Annotated in this window: 14 protein-coding genes and 1 riboswitch; of the genes, 8 read left to right on the forward strand and 6 right to left on the reverse strand. The window is 60.5% G+C overall.

The window, feature by feature from the left end; genetic code table 11:
• The first annotated feature begins 59 nt into the window (after window positions 1-59).
• The 3 genes from ACR9WD_RS04385 to hutI all read left to right on the forward strand — a co-directional run bounded on the left by ACR9WD_RS04385 (window position 60) and on the right by hutI (window position 3478).
• A complete protein-coding gene (locus tag ACR9WD_RS04385) occupies window positions 60-1199 on the forward strand; it encodes a carbohydrate ABC transporter permease (RefSeq protein WP_038989787.1) in 1140 nt (379 codons plus the stop codon).
• Complete coding sequence (locus ACR9WD_RS04390; protein WP_038989785.1) at window positions 1196-2143, forward strand: carbohydrate ABC transporter permease; 948 nt, start codon at window positions 1196-1198, stop codon at window positions 2141-2143. The genes ACR9WD_RS04385 and ACR9WD_RS04390 overlap by 4 nt, the downstream gene beginning before the upstream one ends.
• Before the next feature lie 135 nt (window positions 2144-2278).
• Window positions 2279-3478 (forward strand): imidazolonepropionase, encoded by a 1200-nt coding sequence (gene hutI, locus ACR9WD_RS04395; RefSeq protein WP_190264748.1) that lies wholly within the window; start codon window positions 2279-2281, stop codon window positions 3476-3478.
• Between the two features lie 181 nt (window positions 3479-3659).
• On the opposite strand, the gene ACR9WD_RS04400 is transcribed toward hutI, so the two are convergent.
• Window positions 3660-4286 (reverse strand): class I SAM-dependent methyltransferase, encoded by a 627-nt coding sequence (locus ACR9WD_RS04400; protein ID WP_190264749.1) that lies wholly within the window; start codon window positions 4284-4286, stop codon window positions 3660-3662.
• A gap of 98 nt (window positions 4287-4384) precedes the next feature.
• Here ACR9WD_RS04400 and tpx point away from each other — a divergent pair, with 98 nt between their 5' ends.
• Window positions 4385-4882 (forward strand): thiol peroxidase, encoded by a 498-nt coding sequence (gene tpx / locus ACR9WD_RS04405; protein WP_066139500.1) that lies wholly within the window; start codon window positions 4385-4387, stop codon window positions 4880-4882.
• A 110-nt stretch (window positions 4883-4992) separates the two neighbouring features.
• On the opposite strand, the gene ACR9WD_RS04410 is transcribed toward tpx, so the two are convergent.
• Window positions 4993-5838 (reverse strand): phosphotransferase family protein, encoded by an 846-nt coding sequence (locus ACR9WD_RS04410; RefSeq protein ID WP_141358663.1) that lies wholly within the window; start codon window positions 5836-5838, stop codon window positions 4993-4995.
• Window positions 5839-5934: 96 nt separating this feature from the next.
• Between ACR9WD_RS04410 and ACR9WD_RS04415 the strand changes: the two genes are divergently transcribed.
• Complete coding sequence (locus tag ACR9WD_RS04415) at window positions 5935-6717, forward strand: CPBP family intramembrane glutamic endopeptidase (RefSeq protein ID WP_434922818.1); 783 nt, start codon at window positions 5935-5937, stop codon at window positions 6715-6717.
• 97 nt (window positions 6718-6814) lie between these two features.
• On the opposite strand, the gene ACR9WD_RS04420 is transcribed toward ACR9WD_RS04415, so the two are convergent.
• Window positions 6815-7459, reverse strand: a complete 645-nt coding sequence (locus ACR9WD_RS04420) for a VOC family protein (protein ID WP_038989778.1) — start codon at window positions 7457-7459, stop codon at window positions 6815-6817.
• Between the two features lie 172 nt (window positions 7460-7631).
• Window positions 7632-7751, forward strand: a riboswitch (SAM riboswitch).
• Window positions 7752-7843: 92 nt separating this feature from the next.
• Here ACR9WD_RS04420 and ACR9WD_RS04425 point away from each other — a divergent pair.
• Window positions 7844-9187 carry a bifunctional o-acetylhomoserine/o-acetylserine sulfhydrylase gene (locus tag ACR9WD_RS04425; RefSeq protein ID WP_434922819.1) on the forward strand — a complete coding sequence of 448 codons (1344 nt, stop codon included), beginning with the start codon at window positions 7844-7846 and terminating at the stop codon, window positions 9185-9187.
• Window positions 9188-9189: 2 nt separating this feature from the next.
• Window positions 9190-10335, forward strand: a complete 1146-nt coding sequence (gene metX, locus ACR9WD_RS04430) for a homoserine O-acetyltransferase MetX (RefSeq protein ID WP_423299743.1) — start codon at window positions 9190-9192, stop codon at window positions 10333-10335.
• A gap of 80 nt (window positions 10336-10415) precedes the next feature.
• Here metX and ACR9WD_RS04435 read toward each other — a convergent pair whose 3' ends face one another.
• Together ACR9WD_RS04435 and ACR9WD_RS04440 are read right to left on the reverse strand one after the other, a co-directional pair.
• The gene (locus ACR9WD_RS04435) at window positions 10416-11273 is read right to left on the reverse strand and encodes an SGNH/GDSL hydrolase family protein (protein WP_038989775.1); all 858 of its coding nucleotides are present in this window, start codon (window positions 11271-11273) and stop codon (window positions 10416-10418) included.
• Window positions 11274-11340: 67 nt separating this feature from the next.
• Window positions 11341-11739: an SHOCT domain-containing protein gene (locus ACR9WD_RS04440; RefSeq protein WP_038989774.1), complete on the reverse strand. Its 399-nt coding sequence runs from the start codon at window positions 11737-11739 to the stop codon at window positions 11341-11343.
• A 334-nt stretch (window positions 11740-12073) separates the two neighbouring features.
• On the opposite strand from ACR9WD_RS04440, the gene ACR9WD_RS04445 reads away from it, so the two are divergent.
• Window positions 12074-12724, forward strand: coding sequence for an alpha/beta hydrolase (locus ACR9WD_RS04445; protein ID WP_190264752.1), 651 nt, complete (start codon window positions 12074-12076; stop codon window positions 12722-12724).
• Here ACR9WD_RS04445 and ACR9WD_RS04450 read toward each other — a convergent pair whose 3' ends face one another.
• Window positions 12725-12955 (reverse strand): RNA-binding S4 domain-containing protein, encoded by a 231-nt coding sequence (locus ACR9WD_RS04450; RefSeq protein WP_073706704.1) that lies wholly within the window; start codon window positions 12953-12955, stop codon window positions 12725-12727.
• Window positions 12956-13109: the final 154 nt, after the last annotated feature.

Here is a 13109-nt window from a genome sequence, read left to right on the forward strand (position 1 = left end):
TGCAAGCCGCCAACGGCCGGGAATCCCGGCCGTTGGCGAGAAGACAGGAGCCTGAGACCATGACCGAATTCTTCCAATGGCTTGCCGGCGTCCCGCCGCTGATCCAGGTGCCGGTGGTGCTGCTTGCCTTCGCGATCCTGATCGCGGCGATCCTCGGCTTTGTCGAGATAGCAACCAATGGCGGACGCGCATTCGCCGTGGTGCGCTTCCTCGCCGCGGTCGTGGTTCCGGCAGCGATCCTGCTGGTCCTGGGGCTGTACAACTCGGTGATGTGGGTGGCCGCGCTGGCCGCCGTGCTCGGCGCGGTGCTGTTCTTCGCGGACCGGCGCTCGCGGCACGGTGCCGGCTCGCTGCTGCAGCTGACAGGGTTCCTGGCTCCGGCCATGCTGCTGCTCGCCATCGGGTTGATCTACCCGACGATCCGCACCGCCATCAGCGCCTTCATGGCCAATGACGGGTCGGGCTTCGTGGGCCTGGGGAACTTCCGCTGGGTATTCACCAGTCCCGATGGCCTGACAGCCCTGCTCAACACCCTGGTCTGGGTTCTGGTGGCGCCGGTGGTTTCCACCATCATCGGCTTGGCCTATGCGGTGTTCATCGACAAGAGCCGCGGCGAGAAGTTCTTCAAGCTGCTCGTGTTCATGCCCATGGCGATTTCCTTCGTGGGCGCATCGATCATCTTCAAATTCTTCTACGACATTCGCCAAGGCGACCAGATCGGCGTGCTCAATGCGATCATCACGGCATTCGGCGCCAAGCCGGTCGACTGGCTCGGGCTCGAACCGTGGAACACGTTATTCCTGGTGGTCATCCTGATCTGGACACAGGCGGGATTCGCCATGGTGATCCTCTCCGCTGCCATCAAGGGCGTGCCCGCAGAGCAGCTGGAGGCGGCGGCCCTGGACGGAGCCAGCCCGTGGCAGCGCTTCGCCAATGTCACCCTGCCGGGGATCCGCTCCACGGTCATCGTTGTCTTGACCACGATTTCCATTGCCTCGCTCAAGGTCTTCGACATCGTCTCCTCGATGACCGGCGGACGATCGGATACGACGGTTCTGGCCTACGAAATGGTGCGCCAGTTCCAGCTTGGGGCCCGCACCGGCTACAGCTCGGCCCTGGCCGTCATCCTGTTCATCCTGGTGCTGCCGATCATCATCTACAACGTCAGGCAGCATAAGAAGCAGGGGGTCATGCGATGAGCACCGTCGGCGAATCCACTCGGCGCCTGATGGCGGCCACCGAGAAATCCAGCGGGAAACTGCGCAAGGCCACGACCTCCCGCGGCGCCACCATTGCGGCGTTCATCATTGCCGCAGTGTGGACCATCCCCACCTTCGGGTTGTTCGTCTCCTCCTTCAGGCAGGCTGATGACATCAAGACCACGGGCTGGTGGACGGCCCTGTCCAACCCGTCGTTCACGCTGGACAACTATGTGCAGGCCTTCGCCTCCGGCGACAGCCTTCCGCTGTCCAAGGCCTTCCTGAATTCGCTGGTCATCACCATTCCGGCGGCGATTGTGCCGATCCTGATTGCCAGCTTGGCTGCCTACGCGTTCGCTTGGATCAACTTCAAGGGACGCAATACGCTCTTCGTGCTCATTTTCGCCCTGCAGATCGTTCCGATCCAGATGGCGCTGGTGCCGCTGCTCCAGCTCTTCTCGGACGGGGTGAAAATTGGCGGGCTGTATATCCTGCCAGGCTTGGGCGTCAACGGATTGGATGGCGCCTACGCCAAGGTCTGGATTGCGCACACGATCTTCGCCTTGCCCTTGGCGATCTTCATGCTGCACAACTTCATTTCGGAGATCCCGGATGAGGTCATCGAGGCCGCGCGCGTTGACGGAGCCGGGCACGGGAAGATCTTCTCGAAAATCGTCCTGCCCTTGTCGATGCCGGCCATTGCTTCCTTCGGAATCTTCCAGTTCCTCTGGGTCTGGAATGACCTGCTGGTGGCAACCGTGTTCACCTCGGGTGGGGAATTGCCGATTACCAAGGCGCTCCAGGACCTCTCGGGTACCTATGGGCAATCCTGGGAGCTGCTTACCGCAGGTGCTTTCATCTCGATGATCATTCCGCTGGCGGTGTTCTTCGCGCTGCAGCGGTTCTTCGTGCGCGGCTTGCTGGCAGGCGCCACCAAGGGATAAACCTGCCCTGAAACAAGGCACAAGGGTGCCCGTCTGAAATTTCAGACGGGCACCCTTTTGTTCTCCCCCGCAGGCGGCAAGCCATAGGTAGGCTCGTGCCTGAAGGATTGGAATTACCACGAAGGCGGAGCGCTCATGGCAACCTTGTTGCTTACCAACATCGGACAGCTGACGACGGTTGACGCGAAAGGCAGCGTGCTGGAAGACGCCGCGGTGCTAATCGAAGATGGGATTGTTGCATGGGTCGGCCACATGGCGCTGGCGCCAGCAACGGCGCACGAGATCGATTTGGGCGGCCGTGCGGTGCTGCCCGGCTGGGTTGATTCCCACAGCCATCTGATTTTCGGCGGCGACCGCGCCGAAGAATTCGTGGCCCGCATGGCAGGCCAGACCTACGCCGCCGGAGGCATCGCGGTCACCACCTCGGCCACCGGGCAGCTCTCCGACACGGAGCTGGCCGGCGTTGTGGCCGAACGCCGCCGTGAAGCCCTGGCCATGGGCACCACCTGGATGGAGACCAAGACCGGCTACGGGTTGACACTGGAAGAAGAGACCCGGCATTCCGTGCTCGGCAAGCCGCTGGTGGATTCACTGACCTTCCTTGGCGCCCACCTGGTTCCGGCTGGTTGGGATGCCGAGGCCTATACGGATTTGGTCACCGGACCGATGCTTGATGCGGTGGCAGGCAACGTCGACTTCGTCGACGTCTTCTGCGAACGCGGTGCATTCACCGAGGATCAATCGCGCCGGGTTCTGGAAGCCGCACAGCGCAAAGGGCTGGCGACCAAGGTCCATGGAAACCAGTTGGGCCCCGGCCCGGGAGTGAAGCTGGCCGTAGAATTCGGCAGCCATTCGGTAGACCACGTGAATTACCTGGATGAAGGGGACTTCAAGGCGCTCGCCGACAGCTGGGCCGGTTGGGATGCCTCGGCGCGTTCGGGCAAGCCGGGCACGGTAGCTACCTGCTTGCCCGCCTGCGACCTGTCCACCCGGCAGCCGCTTGCACCGGGCCGCGAACTGCTTGATGCAGGCGTGCGAATCGCGCTGGCGAGCAACTGCAATCCGGGGACCAGCTACACGAGCAACATGAACTTCTGCGTTGCTACGGCGGTGCTCCAGATGAACCTGTCCCTGGCTGAAGCCATCGAGGCGGCAACCTACGGAGGGGCGCTTGCACTCGGGGTTGCCGACCAGGTGGGATCCATCGAGGTCGGCAAGCGCGCAGATCTGCATGTGCTTGACGCTCCGGTTGCGGCGCACCTGGCGTACCGCCCCGGAATGAACCTGACGCATAGCGTGTATCGGGCGGGCGAACTAGTTGATCGACTTACGTGATTCCTCGGAAGCTGTTCTTCCAAAGGAGACATGATCCGGCCATCCGGTGGGATAGAGCGATCATCTCGATTTTTAATGTAGTTGGCTACGAAGTACCGTTCGATTTCAGGAAACGATTTCCGGAGTTGCAGAGCTTGTGCCCAATCCGGTAGCGGCTAGAGTTTCGAAGGGAATTACGACATTAGGAAGGCAAGACGAATATTCCGTCAGGCATCCCGAACCCGGACCGTTGCGCAGTCCGCGCATACACACTCACGGACCACAGAGAGTCTGAACCGTAGGAGCCTAAATGCCAGTCCGCAAATCGGTGTACGAGCTGCAGCGAGGTTCCGTTGAGAAGATCGGTCTGGTCCGTGGGGCCGCCAATGGCGTTGCTGGTGGTCCCAACGATGAGTACGCCATTTGAACGGATCACCCGATCGGCAAAATCGAATACGCTTCGCAGTTCGCCACGTGAAATGAAGGCAGGCACATTTCCGGTCATCAATATGGCGTCGTACTGTTCCGGCAGCGAATGCTCGTTGAGTGTACCCAAGCTCAGCTGGTCGGCTGATAACTGTCTGAACCAGCTTCCATCGAATAGGTCTTTTGCTACATCCAGAACTTGGGGCGTTGGATCTACGCCATAGGCATCATGTCCGCAGCGACGCAACGCATTGACGGTATTGCCAATCCCGCAACCGATATCGAGAATTCGTGAATTACGAGGACAGAGCATGTCCGCGAAACGGGCAACTACGTCCAGATCAATCCCGTCCATTGTTTGAGCACGCATTTTCGCCGCGTATGAATCGTAGTTGGGGCCCATATCCACAGTTTTGCATGGATACAGGGTCTGAACGACTTGTTTGCGCTAGTAGGCTGAAAATATAGCTCCGAATTAGGCATTCATGATAGACAAGACCTATGGCTAATACTGCTTTCAAGGGAACCCCTGTACAGACTATTGGTGATCTGCCAGCCGTTGGCTCGCAGGCTCCAGCTTTCACTCTCACCGACACCGGCCTTGCAGATGTCACCAGCGAATCGCTGGCTGGCCGTCGCGTTGTCCTGAACATTTTCCCGTCGGTTGATACCGGCGTTTGCGCTGCCAGCGTGCGTCGCTTCAACGAACTGGCTGCCGGCCTGGAGAACACCACCGTCGTGTGTGTTTCTGCTGACCTGCCATTCGCACTGGGCCGCTTCTGCGGTGCCGAAGGCATCGAGAATGTTACAGCTGGTTCGGTCTTCCGTTCCGACTTCGGTTCGGACTACGGAGTCACCCAGGTCGACGGACCACTGGCTGGCCTGCTGGCCCGTTCGGTTGTTGTGCTGGATGAGGACGGGAAGGTTGTTTACAACCAGATCGTCCCGGAGATCACCACCGAGCCTGACTACGATGCAGCTATCGCAGCCCTGAGCTAAGCAAGCATTGCACCCGATACGGTGCATGAGAGCCCGCCTGACAACATTCAGGCGGGCTTTCTTTACGCTCCAGATGGCTTGCTCATCGGCGGGTCAGGCCAAATTGCTTCCTATCCATTGATTGATTGCGCTGCAGTGAGGATGCGCGGACCAATCTTGCGCATGAGCTTGCCCATCTTCGGGTTGTCCGAGCGCGAGAGCGTATCCGATAACCGTTCAAGGCTCATGAGACCCAACCAGATTTTGGCCCGGTGCGCTTCCTCAGAGTTGGGAGCAATCAAATCCACCATTTCCAAACCATGCCACAGGCTCAGGTACGCGGTGTTCAAGGCAGGGTCCCACGCTGCTGCGAGGTCCCAATCCAAGATGCCAATCAGCTTCTCGTCAATCCAGTGCATGTTGTGGCCAGCCAAATCACCATGCACCAGTCCCGCTGGAACCTGCGCCAGAATATCGAGCTGATCCCAAAGTGCGGTTGCAGGAGCTCGAAGTTCCTCGGGCAGCGCATCGAAGCATTGCTGCTGCCGGGCTTGGGTCCATTCGCCACGGAATGAAAACGGTTTGGCCAGATGAGCGCTGATCTGTTCCAGCGGCACCTCGGCCAATTCCTTCACCAGCTGGCCCAGCACCTTTGGATCCCCGTAATGAGGCTCATGCGCGCTTCCGGGGATGAAGGACATGGCAACTGAGCTGAGCCCGTCGACATGCAGGATCTCGGAGACCGCCACCGGGATCTGATAGTTGAGCTGGCTTTCCAGCAAAGACAGCAGCTCGACGGTTCGCGGCATCTGTTCGGTCGCCGCTGGCGTGCGCGCCATGCGAATCACCGCCTGCGGATTGCCAATGACCACCTTGTGGAATTGTCCGCCTTCATTCACGGCCGCATCTTCCCACGAAAGATCGGGGCAGAGCTGGCGGGCGATTTGCAGTTCTCCACTCGTGGCAGGACGACTCATTCGTACCCTTCTCGTTCAGCTCGCTGGTGGTCTCACCTTCAGGCTATCGCAGGTTTGCCACGTGGCTACTCAGTACGCGCACAGCCAGATCGGCCTATGATCGAGAACGTGAACGCTGAACAAATTGAGCCGACGGCAACCCGCAGAACCCTCAGGTTCGAGATCATTTTGGTTCTCGCCCTGTCCTTGGGGCAGAGCGCGGTCTACTCGCTGCTGAGCTTTGCGGATAAAGTCACCAGGGCACCGTTGCGTGATCAGACGACATCGCTGAACAACCCGCTGAGCACACGCGAGTTCTTTGATTTCACCTACCAGCTTCTGGACATTGTCTTCGCGCTGGTGCCCGTGGTGCTGGCACTCTATCTGATGAAGCGCACGACCGGCCGAACCTTCCGTGACATCGGCTTCGACATGCGACGTCCGGGCAAGGACACGATGCTCGGGGCGGGGCTGTTCCTGGCCATGGGCGTGGGGACGCTGGGCGTCTATGCTGCCGGACGGGCACTGGGCGTCACCACAGCACTGTCAGCAGCCAATCTCGGTGATTATTGGTGGAGCGTCCCCGTGCTGCTGCTGTCGGCTGTACGCCATGCAGTGCTCGAAGAAGTGCTGATGCTCGGCTTCCTGTTCACCTATGCCAAGAAGCTGAAGCTGGGACTGTGGAGCACCATTATCGGTTCTGCAGTGCTCCGCGGCAGCTACCACCTCTACCAGGGCGTGGGGCCGATGATCGGCAATATGCTCATGGGCATCGTCTTCGGCTGGGTGTACCAGAAGTACGGCCGGGTGATGCCGCTGGTCATCGCCCACTTCCTGCTCGATGCTATCGGCTTCGTCGGCTACGCGCTGATTGGGCCTGCCATCGGAATCGGCCAGTAGTGCCCGAAGGCCTGCGCCAGCGACTGAAACGCCATTAACGAAAAAGGTAGGTGGGGACGCCATTGTCCCCGCCTACCTGCGTTCGTTTCCGAGTTTCCTACAGCACCACGGTGCCGGACTCGGTTTCAAAGGTTACCGACATGATGCCCGGAGTGCCATTCGGCGCTTCATATTGCATGGTGACGGCGCCCAAATTGACGTTCTGCGGCTGGCCCAGCCAATCCAGCACCCGATCGCGTGAGCCGGCGATGGAGATCTGGCTGATCTCGCCGACAGGCTCCAGCGCCTTGGACGGATGCAACGGCTCGGAGCCTTCATCCCAGGAAATCAGGTACGGGACCTGCGGATCAGCGATCAGGCCCTTGATGCCGATTTGCTGCCAGGTAAGTTCGCGGCCATCCGGGAACTTGCGGTTCCCCGGCACGGACTTGCGGCCCAAGCGGTCTTCGGCACTGGATAGATCCTCCACGGAGACGCACCATCCCATCCATCCGCCGCCGAGCTCCGAGCGGGCGCGCACGGCCTGACCGAAGGGAGCCTTGTCGCTGGCCGGGTGGTTCAGGACTTCAACCACTTCCAGGTACTGGCCATGCTTGAGCGGGAAGATGACATTGCGTGTTCCGAATCGTGGATGCACGCCGCCCTTGACGAATTCCAGTCCCAGGGACTCGGAGATTCTTTCAGCGGTTGGCAGCAGCCCGTCCGGGCCGCATGCATAACTTACGTGATCTAGCCTCATCATGTGCCCATCATGGCAACATGTGATGCGAGTCTCTACTTAGGCTCCCCTAAGTGCGCTGATGTTATCGAATACTCTGCGGAAAATCTGCGGAATTCGCGAAATATGACCGATTGAGTCCAATCCTGGTCCACTGCGTTGCAAAGATCTTCGGTTTTCGGGCAAACTGATAGCAGGTCATGAGTTCCAGTAACAAGCCCCGGCTTACTGGGCGGCAACCCTCCAACCGCGGTGGGGTGCCCCGGGTGAAGACCTGGCCCTTGAATGCACAAGGCATCAAGGACAAGCGCGGGTTACCCCCTGGAAGTCGTTTCGATACGGTGCTTCCTGTCGGTGTCTTTTCAGCGGCGTACCCCCATAGTCATGGAACGCTATTTGGAGGAAACCATGAGCAACAACTGGTCATTTGAAACCCGTCAGATCCATTCCGGCCAGACCCCGGATCCGACGACCGGAGCGCGAGCTCTCCCGATTTTCCAAACCACTTCCTTTGTCTTCCCGAGCGCCGAGGGTGCCGCTGCCCGTTTCGCGTTGCAGGAACTGGAACCGATCTACACCCGTATCGGCAACCCGACCACCGACGCCGTGGAAACCCGCATCGCTGATCTGGAAGGCGGCGTTGGCGCGCTGCTGCTGTCCTCGGGACAGGCCGCCACCACCTTCGCCATCCTGAACCTGGCCGAAGCCGGCGACCATCTGGTAGCCAGCCCGAGCCTGTACGGCGGAACCCAGAACCTGCTCAAGCACACGCTCAAGCGCTTGGGCATCGAAGTCAGCTTCGTCTCCGACCCGGACAACCTGGACGAATGGCGTGCCGCGGTGTGCCCGAACACCAAGGCCTTCTTCGGCGAAAGCATCTCCAATCCTCGGCAGGACGTGCTGGATATCGAGGGCATCTCGGAGATCGCCCACGAAGCCGGCGTGCCGCTGCTGGTGGACAACACCCTGGCCACGCCATACCTGATCCGCCCCATCGAGTGGGGCGCCGATATCGTGATCCATTCGGCCACCAAGTTCCTTGGCGGCCACGGCAATGCCATCGCCGGGGTCATCGTGGACTCGGGCAACTTCGACTTCGCCAAGGACGCCGAACGCTTCCCGGGATTCAACACCCCGGACGAGTCTTACAACGGCCTGGTCTTCGCCCGCGACCTGGGCATCAACGGCATCCTCGGCGCGAATCTGGCCTACATCCTCAAGGCACGCGTGCAGCTGCTGCGCGATCTGGGTTCATCAGTGGCGCCGTTCAATGCGTTCTTGATCGCCCAAGGCCTGGAAACCCTGTCGCTGCGCATTGAGCGCCACGGCCAGAACGCAGTGGAAGTTGCCAACTGGCTCGAAGACCGCGAGGAAGTGCAGAAGGTCGCCTACGCCGGCCTGCAGTCCTCTCCGTGGCATGAGCGCGCGCAGAAGTACAGCGATCACGGCGCTGGCTCGATCATCGCCTTCGAGCTGGAGGGCGGCGCGGAAGCCGGACAGGCATTCGTGGACGCACTGGTCTTGCACTCCAACGTCGCGAACATCGGCGACGTGCGCTCGCTGGTCATCCATCCGGCCTCCACCACCCACGCCCAGCTCTCCGAAGCGGAGCAGATTGCCGCCGGTGTGAGCCCGGGACTGGTGCGGCTGAGCGTCGGGCTGGAAAATATCAAGGACATCCTGGCCGATCTTGAGCTGGGCTTCGAAGCTGTTGCGGCCCTTGAAAACAAGGAATTGCAGGAAACCCTCTAGGCATGCCATCCATTGTGACTACTGAAGATACTCTGCGCGCCGAAGAGCTCGCTGGCGGACAAGACGGCATTTTGCGCCGTAGTTCCGTGGGGGAGTACCACTTTGAATTCGGTGGATACCTTCCCGACGTGGTGCTGGCCTACGAGACGTGGGGGAAGCTAGCAGCTGATGGCTCCAACGCTGTGCTAGTGATGCATGCACTCACCGGTGACGCCCACGTCGCGCAAGGCGATTCGCACAGCGCCGGCTGGTGGGAAGGCTTCGTTGGCCCAGGCGCCACGGTTGACACCAATGAGTACTTCGTCGTGTCCATCAACATGGTGGGTGGTTGCAATGGATCCACCGGCCCCTCGTCCTTGGACGAGCAGGGCCTGCCTTACGGCTCCAGATTCCCTTTCGTCACCATCAAGGACTCGGTGCGCCTCGAGGCGCGGCTGGCCAAGCAGCTGGGAATCGAATCCTGGCATGCGGTCATCGGCGGTTCGATGGGCGGTGCCCGCGCGCTGGAATACGCTGTCGAGTTCCCCGGGCAGGTCAAGAACCTGGTCGTGATGGCCTCTAGCGCCCAGGCGACTGCCGAGCAAATTGCCTTTGCGCAGGTGCAAACCCAATCCATCCGCTTGGATCCGCACTTCTGCAATGGCGATTACTACGGCAACGATGCCCGTCCTGACGCCGGTCTCGGCCTGGCTCGCCGCCTGGCCCACATCACCTACCGTTCCGAGGCCGAGCTGGAAACCCGTTTCTCGCGCAATCCGCAGGATGGCGAGAAGCCGACGGGCCAGCTGGACGGGCCGCGCGGGCGATACCAGGTGGAAAGCTACCTCGACCATCAGGCCAGCAAGCTGGTGAATCGATTCGACGCGAACAGCTATCTGGTGCTGACCGAGGCGCTGATGAGCCACGATGTTGCTCGTGGCCATGAATCCCTGGAGGCAGCCCTGGCGCGCCTGGAGAAGGTCAACGTGGTGGTTGCCGCGGTTACCACCGACCGCTTGTACTTCCCCGAGCAGTCGGTGAAGCTGGCCTCGTCGCTGGCCAAGCCGAAGCCGGTGCACTACATCGATTCGCCGATTGGCCATGATGGATTCTTGACCGATGCGACGCAGCTGGATGGGGTGCTTCGGACCTTGGTCTTCGGAGACTAGAATCTGGGCGAAATTTGGCAAGCCTTTAAAGACTGAAGCGGTTCCGCCAGTAATCGGCGGAACCGCTTCAGTCTTTCTTGCTACTTGGCGCTGTCGCCGGCACCGAGCGAGTCGTTGGGCTTGGCATCTGCGAACGGCGTAGCGGAAGGCCGTTTCGGGGTGATGCCGTCACCGGAGGACTGGTGACGCAGGCGGCGCAGCACCCAGGGCGCCAGATGCTCGCGGGCCCACTGCAGATCCTCCTTGCGTGCTTCGCGCCAGCTGCGCTCATCCACGACCGGAACGATGTCGGTATCCAGCTGATGCGGGACGTTCAGCGAGTCCAGTGCCATGGCGGCAATGCGCTGGTGGCCGATGGGGGAGAAGTGCAGGCGGTCAGGCGCCCACATCTGGGACTGGTGCAATTCCTGCAATGCCCACATGTCGGCAACGATGGCATCATGCCGGGCAGCGACGGTGCGCACGTTCTCGTTGTAGATCGCCACCTTGCCGCGGATGCTTCCAAGGACCGGGGTATCGCGGATATCGGGCCCGGTGAAGAGCAGGAGCGTGGCACCGGTGGCGGTGAGCTTGGCTACCGCGTCGTCGAGGATGTCGGCAATCTTGTCTGGATCGCCGCCCGGGCGCAGCACGTCGTTGCCGCCCGCGCACAGCGAGATCAGATCCGGCTTCAGATCGATGCAGGGATCGAGCTGTTCGGCAACGATCTGGCCGATGAGCCGGCCGCGGATGGCCAGGTTGGCATAGGAGAAGTCCGGGACGGTGCGGCTGAGCTCTTGGGCCAAGCGGTCGGCCCAGCCTAGGTGCCGTCCTGCGCTCGATGGATCGGGGTCGCCGATGCCTTCGGTGAACGAGTCCCCGATGGCTACATAGCGGCGCCATGGGTGGAGCGGGGAGTCGGCGGTATTTGACGGTTCAGAAGCAATATTGTTGGGCACGAATCCATTGTTACCAAAGGGTAACTTCTAGTCAATCATTCCAGAGGATGAATCGGTGGGCACCACTCTACCCGCCCAGGGCATCCCTGCGTGCTTGCAGGTACTCGTCGCGGGTAATGACTCCACGCGAGTGCAGCGAGTCGAGTTCGGACAGCTTGTCTTCAATGGATTTCTTCGGCGCCAGCAAAGCTGAATTCGCTGCTCTGGCCATCAGGTCGGTTTCCATGGTCAACGGATCGAAGCCGGCGCTCTTGGCTTTGCGGAAGTTGCGCACAATGACGAAGATGATGAATCCGGCAAAGGCGATGAAAAGCACGGAGAACAAGGGAAGGCCGAATGAAAACATCGTGTCGACGGTATCGAAGAGCGACGACGAGGTGCCGGGATCCAAATCGACGTAGCCGAGTTCAGCAAGATCCTCGGGTGCCAGTCCTGAAATTTCCTCGCTGTATTCGATTTCGCCCATGGTGCCATTGTCCTTTGCCGGTTGGAGCTTCTACCGGTGGGATCCCCAAGTCAGGTGGCCGTGAAGCAGTGAATCCAGTTGAACACGAAAAGCGCTTGAATGCCTAAGATAATTTTGGAGTTTTATTATCTTGTTACATGCCATGCGGATTTATGGAGGTGGAGAAACTGGTTTTCCATGCCGTTGGCAACCGCTCCACCGGCCCGCCCGTCGGCCACACGCAGGACTTTCACCTGCATCCTGGCGCTGCAGATCGCGATACCCGGGGAAACGATGGCAGCGCTTTGCGGAACCGCCGAATCGGCGCGGCGCTGTTCGATAGTCTTGGGGAACTATGACATACCAAGACCAGGCTCCGGTAGCCATCATCTCCCGCAACGACGAATCCCGTCTAGGAACTCCGCTGCTGGTGTTCCTGCACGGCTACGGCTCCAACGAGCAAGACCTCATGGGGCTCTCGCAGCACCTGCCCGAAGAATTCACCTACCTCTCCGTGCGCGCACCGCTGCCGGCAGGCCCGGGATACAGCTGGTTCCCGCTGACCCAGGAAATCGACTACTCCATCGAGTCGGTGGCACAAAGCGTCGAAGCGCTGTGGGCACTGCTGGAACCGCTGTCCCAGCAGCACTCGTCGATCACCCTGCTCGGTTTCTCCCAGGGCATGGCCATGGCCACCTCGCTGGCCCGCTACCAACGCGATGCCATTGAAGCAGTCGTGGGTCTCTCCGGGTTTGCCGTGGATCCCAAGACCTTGGACATCTTCGATGACGCGAAGCTGGCGGACAAGCCGCTGCCGATGTTCTGGGGCCGCGACCTGGCTGACCCGGTAATCACCCGGGACAAGATCGAATACACCTTGGGCTGGGTCCCGGGGCATACCGTGTTGACCAGCGAAACCTACCCGCAGATCGGCCACTCGGTGTGCATCGAAGAAATCCAGGACGTTGCCGGCTTCCTCACCAAGGTCGTCCTGAAGAAGGGCTAGCTACGGCTGCGCGGTGACGCGCACGCATTCGCCGTTCACGCACACCACGTCGCCGGGGCGGATCTGCGCCCCGCGGCGGGTGTCCACCTCGCCGTTGACGGTGACAATTCCCTCGGAAATCATTTCCTTGGCGTGGATGCCGTCCTCTGCCAGCGAGGCGAGCTTGAGCAGCTGGCCCAAGCGGATGGATTCGTCACGGATTTCTAGGTCAAAAGCTTCATTGGCACTCATGGCTACCATTCTTCCCTATATAACCGGCCTGCACCGTGGATATGGCCCAAAGGCGTGGAAGTTCACGCCAGCGTTACCTGATTCGGCTTCGTGCGCAGGGCGTTGAAACGATACCCTTGAAATGTATGTATTTTTCTACGGACCGCAACCAGCG

Origin of the sequence: Glutamicibacter sp. PAEs-4, from assembly GCF_051161755.1 — a bacterium.
In the GTDB taxonomy this organism is placed as follows: domain Bacteria; phylum Actinomycetota; class Actinomycetes; order Actinomycetales; family Micrococcaceae; genus Glutamicibacter; species Glutamicibacter nicotianae.